General features: G+C 29.7%; 13 protein-coding genes and 1 rRNA gene. 12 read left to right on the forward strand and 2 right to left on the reverse strand.

Annotated features, from left to right (window positions below; translation table 11 throughout):
• Positions 1–100: 100 nt before the first annotated feature.
• The gene (locus T483_RS0110415; RefSeq protein WP_026886804.1) at positions 101–1,024 is read right to left on the reverse strand and encodes a DUF2935 domain-containing protein; all 924 of its coding nucleotides are present in this window, start codon (positions 1,022–1,024) and stop codon (positions 101–103) included.
• A gap of 160 nt (positions 1,025–1,184) precedes the next feature.
• Here T483_RS0110415 and T483_RS0110420 point away from each other — a divergent pair, with 160 nt between their 5' ends.
• From T483_RS0110420 to T483_RS0110435, 4 genes are all read left to right on the forward strand, one after another.
• A complete protein-coding gene (locus T483_RS0110420) occupies positions 1,185–2,525 on the forward strand; it encodes a potassium channel family protein (protein WP_026886805.1) in 1,341 nt (446 codons plus the stop codon).
• 206 nt (positions 2,526–2,731) lie between these two features.
• Complete coding sequence (locus T483_RS0110425) at positions 2,732–3,325, forward strand: TetR/AcrR family transcriptional regulator (protein ID WP_035790090.1); 594 nt, start codon at positions 2,732–2,734, stop codon at positions 3,323–3,325.
• Positions 3,326–3,405: 80 nt separating this feature from the next.
• On the forward strand, positions 3,406–4,227 hold the full coding sequence (locus T483_RS0110430) for a nitroreductase family protein (RefSeq protein WP_026886807.1): 822 nt from the start codon (positions 3,406–3,408) through the stop codon (positions 4,225–4,227).
• Between the two features lie 244 nt (positions 4,228–4,471).
• Positions 4,472–6,475, forward strand: a complete 2,004-nt coding sequence (locus tag T483_RS0110435; protein WP_026886808.1) for a methyl-accepting chemotaxis protein — start codon at positions 4,472–4,474, stop codon at positions 6,473–6,475.
• A gap of 113 nt (positions 6,476–6,588) precedes the next feature.
• Here the strand turns inward: T483_RS0110435 and T483_RS0110440 are convergent, their stop codons facing one another.
• Positions 6,589–7,281 carry a 5'-methylthioadenosine/adenosylhomocysteine nucleosidase gene (locus T483_RS0110440; RefSeq protein WP_026886809.1) on the reverse strand — a complete coding sequence of 231 codons (693 nt, stop codon included), beginning with the start codon at positions 7,279–7,281 and terminating at the stop codon, positions 6,589–6,591.
• Positions 7,282–7,711: 430 nt separating this feature from the next.
• On the opposite strand from T483_RS0110440, the gene T483_RS0110445 reads away from it, so the two are divergent.
• The 8 genes from T483_RS0110445 to T483_RS0110480 form a co-directional block, all read left to right on the forward strand.
• Positions 7,712–8,473, forward strand: coding sequence for a tRNA threonylcarbamoyladenosine dehydratase (locus tag T483_RS0110445; RefSeq protein WP_012061066.1), 762 nt, complete (start codon positions 7,712–7,714; stop codon positions 8,471–8,473).
• A 179-nt stretch (positions 8,474–8,652) separates the two neighbouring features.
• On the forward strand, positions 8,653–11,451 hold the full coding sequence (locus tag T483_RS0110450) for a sigma 54-interacting transcriptional regulator (protein WP_026886810.1): 2,799 nt from the start codon (positions 8,653–8,655) through the stop codon (positions 11,449–11,451).
• A 214-nt stretch (positions 11,452–11,665) separates the two neighbouring features.
• The gene (locus tag T483_RS0110455; RefSeq protein WP_026886811.1) at positions 11,666–12,088 is read left to right on the forward strand and encodes a mannose/fructose/sorbose PTS transporter subunit IIA; all 423 of its coding nucleotides are present in this window, start codon (positions 11,666–11,668) and stop codon (positions 12,086–12,088) included.
• Positions 12,089–12,162: 74 nt separating this feature from the next.
• Positions 12,163–12,654, forward strand: a complete 492-nt coding sequence (locus T483_RS0110460; protein WP_023976850.1) for a mannose/fructose/sorbose PTS transporter subunit IIB — start codon at positions 12,163–12,165, stop codon at positions 12,652–12,654.
• 149 nt (positions 12,655–12,803) lie between these two features.
• A complete protein-coding gene (locus T483_RS0110465; protein ID WP_012061062.1) occupies positions 12,804–13,595 on the forward strand; it encodes a PTS mannose/fructose/sorbose transporter subunit IIC in 792 nt (263 codons plus the stop codon).
• Positions 13,596–13,616: 21 nt separating this feature from the next.
• Positions 13,617–14,438 carry a PTS mannose transporter subunit IID gene (gene manZ / locus T483_RS0110470; RefSeq protein WP_026886812.1) on the forward strand — a complete coding sequence of 274 codons (822 nt, stop codon included), beginning with the start codon at positions 13,617–13,619 and terminating at the stop codon, positions 14,436–14,438.
• A 612-nt stretch (positions 14,439–15,050) separates the two neighbouring features.
• Positions 15,051–15,992: a GNAT family N-acetyltransferase gene (locus T483_RS0110475; protein WP_026886813.1), complete on the forward strand. Its 942-nt coding sequence runs from the start codon at positions 15,051–15,053 to the stop codon at positions 15,990–15,992.
• 491 nt (positions 15,993–16,483) lie between these two features.
• A 16S ribosomal RNA gene (locus tag T483_RS0110480) occupies positions 16,484–16,623 on the forward strand; the annotation flags it as partial.

Below are 16,623 nucleotides of genomic sequence, written 5' to 3' on the forward strand. Positions count from 1 at the left end.
TCAAAATTAGTATATTAAAGGAACATATTCTATGCATGATAGTAACAAGTCAAGTTCCCTAGGTTATTTTAAGTTTTAGATTAGGTTAAAGTAAATGAATTTAAATATTATTAAAGGATTTTAACAAGTTTATATAATGATTTGATTCTCTGAGGACATGATCAGCAAAGAGTGGTAGAATTATTGATTTTATTTTACAGGCTAAAATTCCCTCAGTGGTCTGAGCCTTGAAATTTCTAAGATTAGTAGCTTCGTCTAAGGTATTCTCAGTAAGATCAGCTAAATCTTCTGCTGATTTATCCATATCAGAAGCCTCGTCTCTCAATGCTTCAAATTCTTTTCCAAAGTTATTAGCGATATTGAATAATTCTACTTCAGTAGGATCTAGCATTCCTCTAATAGTAAAGGAGTGTTCTGCTAATTTATCATTCCAAAAATTTTCAAGTATGAGTACATCTCTCTTCGTACCAATTCCAGTGCCATTTTGTAATCTTGTTAGAAGCTCTGAGAATATCATTGCCTCACTAAGAACATGGTTTAGAACTGCCGGATATAAATTCGTAAATACTTTGCAAGATAAGACATCGTTTCTAAGTTTTGTTTTGAATTTAATAATCATATTAGTTGCAGCTATAGATTGATGGTTAAGCATATATACATTATCAGTTAGCATAGATGTATCACTATTTCTCATGCCGGATGTTAATGACTGTTCCATAGAGGTTATATTAGAGTCTATAAAAATTCCAGTAGCAAATTGAGTGGCTTTTTCAGCAGCCATTGTATATTTTGTAATTATTTCATTGGAATCTAATGTTTCAAAGGGAATAACTCCATCTGATAGTAATATGGCACGAGAGAGTAAGGTTGTAAATTCATTTTTAAAAGCGTCAGCTTGATTGATCAAATCTTTGTTCTTTGGTGGCAGGGCTGCTTCGATAAATATCGAGTGTTCCCTCATAATTCTTAGGAAGAATAAATTTAATTCTAAGGATTGGTTAATAAACTCTTGTTTTGATAGCATTTTTTACTCCTGAATATATTCGTTATATCTTTATTAATATATTCAAGAGTATAAATTAAGTGATATATTAATTTTCATCAGTTCGCATTATTATAGAAGCATAGTAGTAAATAATATATAATAAAATAAAAGTTATATATACTTTAGGATGGGGTAGATAATGAATAAAGAAGTATTAACAAAAGACTTTAAGGAATTAGAGATAGGAATAGATATTAAAGAAACAGATGATTTTATATTGCTAAATAAAGATGGTGTTATAATGGAATATAGAATCATTTCTACAGAACAAGAGTTATTAGAGTATTATGGGAATCATAAAGGTTATACAGAAGATAAAGTGGGCCTATTAGTGACGTTTGAATGTAATAATATTTTAGGAGAATTTTATAATACTATATTTTTGAAGAAATTTAGATTTGATAGCTATTCTAATGCTGAAATGGATAGTTCTTTGCGGTTGATACTTAATAATTGTGAATTTGTTGAGGATATAGAATTATTAGGCGGAGATTATAAAAGAATAAAAATTAATAATTGTATAATAAGAAACAGTATGTTTATAAGGTTCATAAACTGTGATAAGTTAAGAATAAGTGAGACTATAGTTAAAGAGAGTATAGTAGTGGAGAATTCTGAGTTTGGAAAGTTCTATGGAAATGCATCTATATTTAAAGAAAATTTACTTTTTCAAGAAGTTAATATACTAAATGATTTTATTTTGGATAAAATTAAAGGGGAAAAAGAACTATGTTTTGTTGATTGTAGATTCGAAGGATTAAGCAAGTTGGAGTTGGATATAAATAGAGAATTAAGTTTTTTACAATGTTCTTTTTATAAAAAATCAGAAATTAATTTTGATGACATTAAAGGTAAGTTTAGTTTGTACAAGACTAATTTCTCAGATAAGTGCTATCTTGAGTACGAGTTGTTGGAAAATAAAAAGTACAAGCCTTTAATTTTTGAGAATGACTTTAAGAAAACAAAATGGAATTTTTTGATTGTATCAGATATATATAAATCGAGCGGAAGGATAGATCAATATCTAGAAACTCTTTATTATTTTAAGAAGTATGAGAGATTAGAAAGGAAAAGTAAAAATAAAGGTAATTTTAATTTATTGTATTATTTAATTGGAATAACTACGAAGTATTATACAAGTTGGGAGAGAACACTATTATCTATGATAGTGGTGATTGCAGCATTTTTTCTATTATACTGTTTCTTTCCAAATCTTCTGATGTGTAAAGATGCTCAATTGAATTCAAAAAATCTATTCATAACAGCATTTGAAATGTTTAAGACTTCAAATTTTGATATTAATTTTTTAATTAGTAAGTTTGGTAATACATTATATTTTACCATAATAACATTTACGACGGTTGGATATGGTGATATAATTCCACTAAATTGGATGAAGATGGTTGTTGGTTTAGAATCATTTTTGGGGGTATTTTTTACATCAAGCTTTGTGGTATCTCTATCAAGAAGATTTATGTAATGAAAGTAAATAAGTTAATTTTAAATTTAAAGTTTTAAAATCAACTCTTGAGAATTTATAAATAAGAATAAGAGAATCACTGCATTTTGCGGTGATTTTTATTTATCAAAATTCATTGGCTTGACAAATAAGTGTTGAATAGTATACTGTATGTTATACAGTATATCATTCAATATATAGATTTTACAGAAACAGGAGGTGAAAATATGGGAGAAAATGATGCTAAAGAAAAGTTGATAGATGTTACTATACATATGATATGTGAAGGTAAAAAGCCTAGTGAAATTACCGTAAAAGATATTACTGAGAAAGCAGGACTTGGTAATGGTATGGTAAATTATCATTTTCAGAGTAAAGATAATTTAATTCGTCTAGCAGTAAAAAAGGTTATGAGTTGTGCAACGAGATCTTTAAGTGAGAAAATGAAATCAAAGAGTAATGAATCATCAATTTATAGACTCACCTTCATATTAAAAGAAGTTGCAAACTTTATTGCAGATAATTCTGAAATTTCTAAGATTGCGATTTTAGATGACTTAGAGAATAATCAGATGACAGCACATTTACTAGGGTCAGAAGAGGAATATAATAAGTGCCTTAGGGAACTTTATGGAGATGACACGCATAAATTTTGGGTTAAGAACTACTTAATTGCAGGATATTTAAATTACATATTTTTAAAGGCAGAAAATATAAAGAATGAAATGGGATTTGATTTCTATAAAAAAGAGGATAGAGAAAAAGCAATTGAGAATTTAGTTAATGAGTTAGTCAATTGTAATATGTCTAAGATGAAATAGCCAGGCAAATTTATATAAATATATTGTAAATACTTAAAAATAATAATAGATAAATTTAATATAAAAGGAGTAATTATACTATGATGATTGTAGATAAAGAAAAGTGTGTGGGATGTGGACTTTGTGTTAAAGATTGTTTTCCCAATGACATTGAAATAAACGAAAATAAAGCAGAGATTAAAAATGTTAGGTGTATGAAGTGTGGACATTGTATTGCAGTTTGTCCTAAGGGAGCAGTATCTACAGATGAATACAATATGGAAGATGTAAAAGATTATAATGAGTCTGAGTTTAAGATAGAATCGGAGAAACTTCTTAATTTTATTAAATTTAGGAGAACTACAAGACAATTTAAAGATAAAGAAGTAGAAAAAGAAAAGATATTAAAAATTATTGAAGCTGGTAGGTTTACACAAACTGGAACTAATAGTCAAAATGTTTCATATGTAGTTGTAGAAGATAATATTGAATTATTGAAGGAAATGGCTTTAAAAAACTTAAAAACTAGAGGGGAAGAAATACTTAAAAATCTAAATCCACAAACTTTACCTTTCAAGAGATATGCACAAATGTGGATTAAAATGTATAATGATTATAAAGAGGATTCTAAGAAGAATGATAAATTATTTTTTAATGCACCTGCGTTGATTCTTGCAGTTTCAGACTCGACTGTAAATGCTTCTTTAGCGTCATCTAACATGGAACTTATGACTAATGCTTTAGGTCTTGGAACATTTTTTAGTGGATTCTTCACAATGGCAGCGCAAGGAAATGATGAAATTAGAAATTTACTAGGTTTAAAAGACAAGGAAGAAATTGTAACATGTATGGTTATTGGATATCCTAATGTGAAATATGTTAGAACTGTTCCAAGAAGAGATGCAAGTATCTCGTGGAAATAAGAATTAATATTATATAGTGAAAATAGAGCTATCTTAGATTGGGCTTCCAGTATAAGATGGCTTTATTTTATTAGTTTCTTTTCGACTACTTGAATATAGGAAAATACAATGTTATCATGAAAATATTATATTTGCCCTATTAAGACATATTATTACAAATAATTTAAATATATTATTTGTAATAATATATTTGATAATGTAACTTATTTTAGAAAGTGATAAAATTTATAGGAGTGTTAATGAGATGAATAAGAATAGTAAGCTGTTTAGAAAGATAGTGATTGGAATTGTCATTATGCTTCTGCTTCCAACGATAACTGTTGGACTGGTAGCAATTTTTAAGTCCAATGTTGTCTTGGAGAATAATTTGAAGATGACAAGTGTACAAACTATTAGAGAAGTTGATAAAGGTTTTTCGCAATATCTAGAAATTTTAAATACTCAATTGAGAGTAATATCGAAGAATATTAATATCAAAGATATATCAAATCCACAAGTAGATCATGCGCTAACATCTAAAAATGTACAAGGTATATTTAAGGATACTAAGGATTCAATAAACGGAATTATTAATGCAGGATATGCAACTGAATATGGAGAGCTTGTATTAGATAGTGGAACGATGAATATTAATGATTTCAATTATAAAGAAAGAGAATGGTACAAAAAGGCTAAGGAAGCTGATGGAAAGACTGTATACATAAAACCTTATAAAGATAGTGTAACAGGAAAGCAAGTAATGACAGTTGCTCAAGCTGTTAAAGATAATAATGGACAAATCAATGGGGTAATAGTAATAGATATGTCTTTAGATTCGATGCAAGAATATATTAGTAATATAAAACTATTGAATACAGGATTTATATTACTAGTTGATAACGATGGAGATGTCGTAGCAAATAACAATAATAATAAAGAAATAGACGATAATATTAGCAAATTACCATTCTGGGGATCAGCTAAGAATGAAGAAAGAGGAGTATATAATTGGAAATATAATGGGAAAGAGTTTTATGCTTGCCAAGAAACAGATACTTTAACAGGGTGGAAAATGGTAGGTATAATTGATAGCAAAGAAGTGACGGATAATGTTCTAACAATGAAGGTAACAGTTATTACTACTAATTTATTATGTGTAATTGTAGGTATAATTATATCAATGATTTCAGCATCTTATATTGTGAAAGAAATACATAAGTTAAAAGAAGCGTTTAGTAAAGTAGCTGAAGGAGACTTCACAAAAAGAATAATTGTAACGGCTAAAGATGAGTTTGCTGAACTTGGAGATAACTTTAATTTTATGGTAGAGAATGTTTCGAAATTATTGAAAGGAATCCAAAATACATCATCTGATTTGTTAGAAGCATCAGGAAATATATCCAGTATGTCGGAGGAAACAAGTGCATCAGTATCAGAAGTTTCGAATGCGATACAAGAAGTTGCAAATGGAGCTACAAATCAAGCACAATCAGCAACAGAGGTTGCAACAAGTACTGAAGAATTATCAAATAGGATAGATGAAGTTGATGGAGAGACAAACCATATTAATGAGTTAGCTAGTGAAACTGAGAAATTAGGTACTCAAGGACTGACTATACTTAATGACTTGATATATAAAGCTGAAAAGTCTAAAGAAAATGCAATTAAATCTGGTAGTATGGTCCGTGAGATGGGAGAAAGTATAAATAAAATAAATTACATATCAGATGCAATAGCAGAAATAACTGAACAAACTAATCTTCTAGCTTTAAATGCAAGTATAGAAGCTGCGAGAGCTGGAGAAGCGGGTAAAGGCTTTGCGGTGGTTGCAGAAGAAATCAGAAAACTAGCAGAAGAATCAAAAAAATCTACAGATGAAATAAAAACAATTGTTTCGGAAATAAATAATAAGAGTGATTCTGCTAAAATAGCTATGAAAGAAAGTAGAGAAATGTCACAGAAACAAGGAGAAGCAATAAAGGAAACAGAAGGTATATTTAATAAAATAGTTGATTCTATAAATCCTTTAACAGGAGCAATAGAGAATATTAAAGCCCTAAATGAAAAAATGAATTTAAATAAAGAGGAAGTTAAGACACAAATTGAAAATATAGCAGCGGTTTCAGAGGAATCGGCATCAATATCTGAAGAGGTTACAGCATCAGCTCAGGAAGTAAATGCGACAATGGCAGAATTAACAGAATATGCTGGTAACTTACAACAAATATCGTATAAATTGCAAGAAGAATTAAAAAAGTTCACTGTATAATAGTATTGCAATAGGACAAGATTAATATAGAAAAAGCCATCTTTTGTAAGTGCATAATAATATGGTTACGCACCGTCAAAGGATGGCTTTTTATATGTAATATAGTAGTTGTATTACATCATTTCTAGCATTTGCTTTATTATTTTAGTAGAATTTTTAACTGCAATAGGTACGAAATTTTCATAATCCATATGAGCACCATTATTTGCGTTATCAGAAATGGATCTTATAACTACAAATGGAATTGAATTTAGATAGCAGACTTGAGCTATGCTAGCACCTTCCATTTCACAAGATATTGCTCCAAATTCCTGATCAAGCCAACGAATTTTTTCTATGTTTGCTATGAATTGGTCACCAGAAGCGATTCTTCCTGTAAAACTATTTAGTTCTGGAATTTTCTCGCATGCACTCTTAGCTATAGAAACCATTTCTTTATCACATTTAAAGTCAAATGTATCGAGTCTTGGAATCTGCCCAACTTTATCTCCGAAAGCTGTAGTATCCATGTCATGTTGAACTAAATTTTCAGCAACAACAATATCACCAGGATAAATTTCTTTTCCTATTCCACCAGCAACGCCTACATTAATAATCTTATCTACTCTATATTCAGATGCCAATATTTGAGTGCAAATAGCTGAATTAACTTTACCAATACCGCAAACTACACCTACAACATTTTTTCCGTATAATTTTCCTTTATGGAAAGTCATATTAGCTTTTTCTTTTTTTTCTTCAATAGTTAAATCCTTTAGTAATAGTTCTAATTCTTCTGCCATAGCAGCAATTATTCCAATAGTCATATAAAAGTGAGCCTCCTAAAACAATTAATTAATAAATATGATATAACCTATGTATATATTTAATTATTATGTAAATTTATTGAGTAATATCTAGAAACTAAAAATAAACAAGTTCTTAATATGAATGAAAGCAGTAAATTTGATCATATCCATACTAAATTCAATAAATTATAGTAAAATAAATATTTTGGTTAAACATATAGATACTTAATATATATTATAATCATTAGTTTGACAATTTAATAGATAAATTTGTGAAATTATTTGTGCACTAATGTTAGATTAAAAGAAAGGTTTTGGTATTAATTAACATATATATGTAAATAATCATTATTAAGGCTATAATATATAATAATTATACTGCCAATTTTCGATTGTTTTTGTGTTATAATATCAATTAAAAGTATAAGATAATAAGGAGAGAAAATTTATGACAGCACAACATTCTTTATCAAGAACTGAACTTTTGATAGGTAAAGATGGATTAGATAAATTAAAAAATAGTAAAGTTATTGTTTTTGGAGTAGGTGGAGTTGGAAGCTATACTATAGAGGCTCTTGCAAGAGCAGGAGTAGGTGAATTAATCATTGTTGACGATGATACTGTTTGCTTAACAAATTTAAATAGACAAGTGCATGCTACCTATAAGACAATAAGTCAACCTAAAGTAGAAGTGATGAAAGAAAGAATATTATCTATAAATAGAACATGTAATGTTATAACACATCAAATTTTTGTTACACAAGAAAATATAGAGTCTATAATTCCTGATGATGTAGATTATGTAGTTGATGCGATAGATACAGTGTCAGCTAAATTAGGATTAGTAGAATATTGTTATAAAAAAGGCATAAGAATAATGAGTTCTATGGGAACTGGTAATAAATTAGATCCTACACAATTTAAAGTTACAGATATATTTAAGACAAAAATCTGTCCTTTGGCTAAGGTTATGAGATCTGAGTTACGTAAAAGAGGAATAGAAAAATTAAAGGTAGTATATTCAGAAGAAGTTCCGATAAAACCTAACTATGATGATGTTGTTACATGTAAAACAGGATGTGTTTGTACTGGTGGTACTAAGAAGTGCGCTATAAAAAGACAAATACCGGGAAGTATATCATTTGTTCCTCCGGTTGCAGGAATGATAATTGGCGGAGAGGTTATAAAAGATATATTAGAAATAAAGTAGTACTAGATTCAGGTATTGGTCTAAAAGCTTCAAGTATATAGTAAATTTATAATAATTGATTTTAACTGACTCTTTTGGTTAAGTATATTGTATTTTTTTTAGTAAAAGGATACTATATATTTACTTGAAAGAGTTAGTTTTTTATTAATTATAGAAAAATCTAAAAGAAGGGGAGCATCATGAAGCGTATTGATAGAATTTACAATTATATCGAAAATAACTCGAAAAAATTTACAAAGAATAAGCTCTTAGAAGTTAAAGGATTTAGTGCACAGGAAATAGGAGAACATCTTGAAATATTAAGAAGTAATGTGTCGAGAGAACTTAATGCACTCTGCAGAGATTCGAAAATTATTAAGATTAAAAATAGACCCGTTCTTTATTTCGATAGAAAAAGCTTTGAGGAAATATTATCTATAAAGTTACCAGACGATTTGGAAGAGATATCAGATATAATGGAATTTGCCTCAAGTGAAGATGTGGTAAGAGATGAAGAACAATCTCCTTTTAACTATTTAATTGGAGCTAATACTAGCCTAAAAAATCAAATCGAACAAGCAAAGGCTGCGCTCTTATATCCGCCTAATGGACTTCACACATTGATAATTGGAAGTACAGGAGTTGGGAAAAGCTTATTTGTTAATATAATGTACCAGTATTCAAAATATATAAAAAAATTACCTGAAGATGCGCCTTTTGTTGTTTTCAATTGTGCGGATTATGCTAATAATCCACAATTACTTTTATCGTATATTTTTGGACATATTAAGGGTGCTTTTACAGGGGCTGATAAGGAAAAAGAGGGAATTGTTGAAAAGGCTGATGGAGGAATATTATTCTTAGATGAGATACATAGATTACCACCAGAAGGGCAAGAAATGATTTTCTATTTTATGGATACAGGAACCTATAATAAGCTTGGAGAAACAGATAGGCAGCGCAAAGCTAACGTATTGTTAATAGGTGCTACAACAGAAGATCCTAATTCTACATTACTAAATACTTTTATTAGAAGAATTCCTATAACCATAGTTATTCCTAACTTTGAAGAGAGATCCTTACAAGATAAATTGGAACTTATACACTACTTGCTTTCTAAGGAAGCTCAACGGGTAAACAAGACTATTAAAATTTCATCGGAATCAATAAAAGCATTAATTGGAAGTACAACATATGGAAATGTGGGTCAATTAAAGTCAAATATACAGCTAGTTTGTGCCACAGGATTTCTAAATTGCATGAATACAGATAAATGTATTGAGATAAATTTAGATTTACTACCAGAAAGCATAAGAAATGGGATACTTAATTTTGAAAGTAAAATAAAAGACGACTCCAATTTTTGGGGAAGGGTTCCTAGCACATTGGTGGTTAAACCTGATGGTAACAAAACTTTTCTAGAGACTGACGCTTATGAGCCACCATTTAATATTTACAATATTATAGAGGACAAGGCGTTTGTTTTACAAGAAGAAGGCATGAGTGACCAGGATATTAAAAATTATATAACAACAGATATAAATGTTCATTTAAAGCAATTTTACGCGAGATTCAAGAATGATGCGTATCGTAGGGAAGGCTTATTAAAAATTGTTGATAAAGATATTGTTGATTTTGCTGAAGAAATAAAAATGTTAGCTGAAAATAGATTGAGCAGAAAGTTAAGTGATAGATTTATATATGCTATAAGCCTACATTTCAGCGCGTTATTTAATCGTATAAAGAAAAACACAGTATCATTTTCAACAAATATTGAGTTAACATTATCATCTAATAGTAAAGAATATGGAGTAGCGAAAGAGATCCATAAGTTAATAGAGGATAGATATAACTTAATAATTCCAGAAGTTGAAATAGAATATTTAGCTTTACTTCTAAGCTCAATACAAGAATTATCTCATCAAGAAAGAGTTGGAATAGTAGTTGCATCTCATGGTACAAGCACTGCTACAAGCATGGTGGCGGTGGCTAAAAAACTTTTTGATTCAGATAATATTGCAGCAGTTGATATGCCGCTTGAAAGAAAACCTTCTGATATTATAGATAGTGTTATTGAAAAAGTTAAGCAAGTAGATGAAGGGAAAGGTGTATTACTTTTAGTAGATATGGGATCTTTAAATAGTTTTGGTGAAACTATAACGAAAAAGACCAAGATAAATATTAAGAGTATTGATATGGTATCAACGGCTCTAGTACTAGAAGCAGTCAGAAAATGCTCAATTTTTGATGCTGATCTAAATTCAGTATATTCATATTTAATTACTGATTTTAGAGGATATACTAATAATATGATGACAGAAGGTAAAATGGGAGAAGAGAATGCTATAATTACAATTTGCTCCACAGGTAAGGGCGCTGCGATTAAACTCAAGGAGCTAGTTGAAGCTGTAGCAAAGAATATCTCAATTAACGATAATGTTAGAATAATCCCAGTAGGATTAAACAATTTAAATGAGTCAATAAAACAGATTTCGCGAAAAAATAAAATTTTAGCACTTGTGGGAATAGCAAATCCTAATATGGGAATTCCCTTTATATCGATTGAAGAACTAATTGATGGATCTGGAGAAAATATTTTAAGAAATATAATTGAAGGAAAGGACATTAATCCGGTTATAAAAGGAGAAAATCAGATTGTTTTAAAAAATCTTTGTAAGCAAACTTTAACAGAGATTTTAACCTTTCTTAATCCTGAAAAGATATATTCGTTATTAGATGATTTTATAAAATCTATTGAAAAATCTCTGAATGTACATTATGAGAATCCAACTAAACTAAGAATTATGTTTCATGTTGCATGTGCACTAGAAAGGATGCTTTTAAATAATGGACTGGTATATGATTCGTCTGATTCAGAATTAAATCCAAGATATCTGGAAGTGTTAAGAAGAGCAAATTTAATATTTAAAGAAGCTTTATCAATAGAGCTGACGGATGATGAGCTATACTATATGATTGATGTTATAGATGTGTGTTAAATTTAGTTTATATAGGAAAAATAATGTGTCAAAATACAATTAAAAGTGTGTCAAATAATACTTTAGAGTGTCAAAGTGAAAACTTATTCGCATTGTATGCGTTTAGAATTCATGTTTGGAGAAAAGTATTTGTTGACACACTTTTTTTGGCATAGGAATTGCTAAGTATATTGGTATAGAAATAATATATGTAGCAGGAAAGGATGATGAAATAATGATAGCAGTAATCGTAGGTACTCATGGTATATTCTCGGAAGAAATCTTGAAATCAGCTGAAATGATTTTTGGAGTCCAAGAAAATGTGGGAAGTGTTACTTTTCAGCCAGGCGAGGGGATAGATGCTTTAGTTGAAAAATATAATTCACTTATAGAAAAAATGAATTCGACAGATGGCGTATTGTTTATGGTAGACCTTTTTGGAGGAAGTCCATTTAATGCAGCCAGCATAATTGCAATGAAACATGAGAATATGGAAATTGTGACAGGTGTTAATCTCCCAATGATATTAGAGGTTCTAGGAAGTAGAGATTTTTCAAGTGTGTCAGAACTCTTATCAATTGCAGAGAATTCAGGAAAGGAGGCTATAAGAACTTTATCTAAAAATATTGAAGAAGATTTAGATGATGAGATAATATAGCAAACTATGATTAATTAATATAAGAATTACATGAATTTAATTATAATATGAAATTTGAAAGGTGAGATATAAAGATGGAAATTAGTTTTGTAAGAATAGATGACAGATTAATACATGGACAAGTTGCAACAGTTTGGACAAAGTATAGTGGATGCAATAGAATATTTGCCTGCAGTGATGAAGTTGCAGCAGATGACTTAAGAAAACAATTAGTAATTCAAGTAGCTCCTCCAGGGATAAAAGCATATGTGCTTCCAATAGCAAAGGCAATTGAAGCATATAATAATCCTAAATTTGACAGTTTTAAAACTTTATTCTTATTTACAAACCCTACAGATGTATTAAGAATGGTTGAAGGTGGAGTTCCTATTAAATCTGTAAACGTTGGAGGAATGTGCTATAAAGCTGGAGATAAACAGGTTACAAATGCATTGTGCATGAATGATGTCGATATTGAGGCGTTTAAAAAGCTTAATGAAAAAGGCATCGAATTAGAGGTGAGGAAACTAGCAAAAGATCCTAAAGTAAATTTGATGGACAAATTTAAAGAATTACAACTTATATAGACATAAACTTTACCTAACAACTAAAGATAAGATCCTTTAAAAACTCTTAGATTTTGATAGAAGGAATAATAAATCCTGTTAAAAGATTAGATATATAAAATTTAAAAAAGTTTTTATATATAAATTAAAAGAAAGAGGGGAATTTACAAATGAGCACTTTACAATTAATTTTATTAGTAATAGTTGCAGCAATTACTGGTATGGCAAGTGTACTTGATGAGGCACAATTTCATAGACCAATAATTGCATGTACATTGGTTGGACTTGTACTAGGGGATATTAAAACAGGAATTATACTAGGTGGAACACTTGAAATGTTAGCATTAGGATGGATGAATGTTGGTGCAGCCATGGCACCAGATGCGGCGCTTGCAAGTGTAATTTCAGCAATACTTGTTATAATCGGTAAACAATCAATTGGAGCAGGTATAGCGGTAGCGGTGCCAATTGCAGCAGCTGGACAAGTTCTTACTATATTTGTGAGAACAATAACAGTGTTTTTCCAACACTTAGCTGATAAATATGCTGAAAAGGGTAACACAAGAGGAATAGAAATGTGTCATATACTAGGGTTATCACTTCAAGCAATACGTGTAGCGATACCAGCAGCCATAGTAGGAGTACTTGCAGGAACAGATGCAGTAAATGCAGCACTTGCAGCTATACCACAAGTTATTACAAGAGGACTTCAAGTGTCAGGTGGATTTATAGTAGTTGTTGGTTATGCAATGGTAATGAATATGATGAATAGTAAATCATTACTACCATTCTTCTTCATTGGATTCCTACTAGCAGCATTTACGAACTTCAATTTAATTGGTTTTGGTGCTGTAGGTGTTATTGCAGCAATATTCCATATAAAATCAATAGCTAATGAAGGTAAAGTAGCAGTAGCTGGAACTGGAAGTATTGATGATATTGATGATTCAGAGTTAATGTAAGTACAGAAAGGAGATAAAATAATGAGTGAAAAGAAATTAAATAAAAGTGATATAGTAAAAATGTTTATCCGTTCAAATTTCTTATTGGGATCATTTAATTTTGAAAGAATGCAAGCAATAGGTTTTTGTGTTACATTAATTCCAGCTTTGAAGAAATTATATAAAGGTGACGAATTAAGTGCAGCACTTAAAAGACATTTAGAATTCTTTAATACACAACCATTTATGGCAACGCCAATCATGGGAATAACAGCAGCCATGGAAGAACAAAAGGCAAATGGGGCAGATATAGATGAGGGATCAATAAGTGGTGTTAAAATTGGTCTTATGGGTCCACTTGCAGGAGTTGGAGACCCAATATTCTGGGGAACAATAAGACCTGTGCTTGCAGCATTAGGGGCAGGACTTGCACTTACAGGAAGTATAATTGGACCATTAATTTTCTTCATAGGATTCAATGCAATAAGACTTGCAACAAACTGGTATGGAATGTTCTATGGATATGAAAAAGGAACTCAATTAGTTGCTGATATGGGAGGAAATAAACTTAGATATCTTACAGAAGGTGCTTCAGTACTTGGATTACTTGTTATAGGTGGTCTTGTTTCAAAATGGACAACTATAAATATACCTTTTGTTCTATCTAAATATACACAAGCTGATGGAAAAGAAGTAGTTACAACTATTCAAAGTGTACTAGACAGCTTAATGCCAGGATTAGTTCCACTTTTACTAACATTTTTATGTATGTATCTATTAAAGAAGAACGTGAATCCATTAATAATAATCTTTGGATTATTTGCTGTAGGTATTTTGGGTGTAGCTTGTGGAATATTACAGTAGATATAGATATTAAATAAATAAACGGTTAAATTAGATAATGTAGTAAACTTCCTTAAAAATAGAACCCGCAATATATTAGTATGGTATGTAGAAATATCAACAATATATTGTGGGTTTTGTGTATAAGTATATGTGAAATCTAATTTTTGTGGATAATATTTATATCTTAGCGGTAATATATGGCTACAATAATAAATTTGTATTTAATATCTGAATAATATAAGTTTGAAATTAAGGTCAAATTTAGAAATTCAATTTTAGCATATATCTCACTATAAGATATGAATTAGATAATCATTGTTATTTTTAAAAGAAAAGTTGATTTATGTAAAGCAGATTATAATTCTATCATTTTGTTAATTAGCAGTTTTGAGACAATATTGGAGATTAATTGTATGAGGTGGCATTATATTTAACTAATAATAATGTTTTAGGTATAATTTTAGAAGAGTATGATTAATAAAAACAACTCAGATAACAGCAAAAAGGAAAATTAAAATAAATGTTGAATGATTATAGAGGAGTGTTGATAGCTAAATTGAAAATAATAAATAATGAATAATGAATTAAAAATCAAGAAGATACATTTTTACAATTATAGAGGGGAATTATATGCAATCAAATATGAAAGTGAAAATACAAGGAAATAGATCGAGTAAAACAGAGTATTTAATAAAAGATATGGATGATATCATCATTGGTAGATTTTGTACTGATGAATTAACTGGTAGAAGTAAAACGTGTAATATTAATCTTAAGTTTTATAGAGAATACAATTATGAATTATTAAGTGATACATTATCTCTTATATTAAAAGGTATATTTAAAGATTTGAATATTTATAAAATTAATGTAAAAGTTTTTGAGAAAATAGACTTAACTGCATTTTTAGATCTAGGTTTTACTCTAGAAGGAATATTTAATGAGAATGAATATTTCCAAGGTGAATATCTTGATGAACTGTCATTTGGTATAACTAGAATTGAATATAGTCAAATGTGTAGGTATTCATTAGTAGAATTAAAAGGCAAAGATATAATTCTTAGAAATCTAACTCCCAGCAATGCTCAAGAGATGTTAGAGTATTATAAAAGAAATAAAAATCATTTGGCTCCTTTTGAACCAACCAGAGATAGCGATTTCTACACAGTGGACACGCAAAGAAAACTGCTAAGTAAGAGTTATAAAGAATTTTTGAATGGAACAAGTATAGATTTAGGCATTTTTAAAGAAGAAAAATTGATTGGGAAGATAAAACTTTCACGAATTATATATGGATCTTTAAAGAATGGTGTATTAGGTTATTCAATGGATGAAAATGAACAGGGGAATGGGTATATGCAAGAAAGTGTCAAGCTTTTACTTAATTATGCTTTTAGAGAATGTGGACTTCATAGAATAGAAGCGTCAGCGTTAATGAATAATAAGAAATCTAAAAATGTATTAGCCAAATGTGGATTCAAGCTAATTGGAGTAAATGAAAAATACCTATTAATTAATGGAAAGTGGGAAGATCATGAGACTTATTATATCTTGGAAGAATACTTTAGATAATTGTTAACTATACCTAGCGTATCAATAGTAGAATATGAGATGAAAATGAAGATAGTCAAAGAGTTTACCATATTAAGTTATATAAATCATGTTTTTGGATAGAATATCTACAAACGTATGTGTTAAGATGAAAGACGTCGCTAAAAGACATAAACAAAACAACTTAAAAAGGGAAAAGATTTTCTAGAAAAGTTGTTGACAATGTCGAATGGTGATGGTATGATAAAGATCCTCGCTAAGAGATGCATAATTAGTAACTTAATAAACTGATAGAATTGTCTAAAATGAAGTTCAGAAAGTTTGAAAAAAAGTTATTGACAAGCTTCGAAAGCGATGATATACTGAGTTATCTGTCAGAAACGACAGATAACAACAAAACATTACAACAGTAGTTGTAAGAAAGAAAATTGGTCTTTGAAAATTGAACAGAATGATATAAATACATTTAAGTAAACCAGCAATTTTTATTTGAGTAAGCTAAGATTAAACTTTTAATTGAGAGTTTGATCCTGGCTCAGGACGAACGCTGGCGGCGTGCTTAACACATGCAAGTCGAGCGATGAAGTTCCTTCGGGAACGGATTAGCGGCGGACGGGTGAGTAACACGTGGGTAACCTGCCTCATAGAGGGG

It is taken from the genome of Clostridium beijerinckii HUN142, from assembly GCF_000621745.1.
Classification (GTDB): Bacteria; Bacillota; Clostridia; order Clostridiales; family Clostridiaceae; genus Clostridium; species Clostridium beijerinckii_A.

What these genes read in the sequence shown, in the direction of transcription:
- T483_RS0110415 (WP_026886804.1), bottom strand. Translation starts at nt 1,024, where the DNA reads ATGCTATCAAAACAAGAGTTTATTAACCAATCCTTAGAATTAAATTTA.
- T483_RS0110420 (WP_026886805.1), top strand. Translation starts at nt 1,185, where the DNA reads ATGAATAAAGAAGTATTAACAAAAGACTTTAAGGAATTAGAGATAGGA.
- T483_RS0110425 (WP_035790090.1), top strand. Translation starts at nt 2,732, where the DNA reads ATGGGAGAAAATGATGCTAAAGAAAAGTTGATAGATGTTACTATACAT.
- T483_RS0110430 (WP_026886807.1), top strand. Translation starts at nt 3,406, where the DNA reads ATGATGATTGTAGATAAAGAAAAGTGTGTGGGATGTGGACTTTGTGTT.
- T483_RS0110435 (WP_026886808.1), top strand. Translation starts at nt 4,472, where the DNA reads ATGAATAAGAATAGTAAGCTGTTTAGAAAGATAGTGATTGGAATTGTC.
- T483_RS0110440 (WP_026886809.1), bottom strand. Translation starts at nt 7,281, where the DNA reads ATGACTATTGGAATAATTGCTGCTATGGCAGAAGAATTAGAACTATTA.
- T483_RS0110445 (WP_012061066.1), top strand. Translation starts at nt 7,712, where the DNA reads ATGACAGCACAACATTCTTTATCAAGAACTGAACTTTTGATAGGTAAA.
- T483_RS0110450 (WP_026886810.1), top strand. Translation starts at nt 8,653, where the DNA reads ATGAAGCGTATTGATAGAATTTACAATTATATCGAAAATAACTCGAAA.
- T483_RS0110455 (WP_026886811.1), top strand. Translation starts at nt 11,666, where the DNA reads ATGATAGCAGTAATCGTAGGTACTCATGGTATATTCTCGGAAGAAATC.
- T483_RS0110460 (WP_023976850.1), top strand. Translation starts at nt 12,163, where the DNA reads ATGGAAATTAGTTTTGTAAGAATAGATGACAGATTAATACATGGACAA.
- T483_RS0110465 (WP_012061062.1), top strand. Translation starts at nt 12,804, where the DNA reads ATGAGCACTTTACAATTAATTTTATTAGTAATAGTTGCAGCAATTACT.
- manZ (WP_026886812.1), top strand. Translation starts at nt 13,617, where the DNA reads ATGAGTGAAAAGAAATTAAATAAAAGTGATATAGTAAAAATGTTTATC.
- T483_RS0110475 (WP_026886813.1), top strand. Translation starts at nt 15,051, where the DNA reads ATGCAATCAAATATGAAAGTGAAAATACAAGGAAATAGATCGAGTAAA.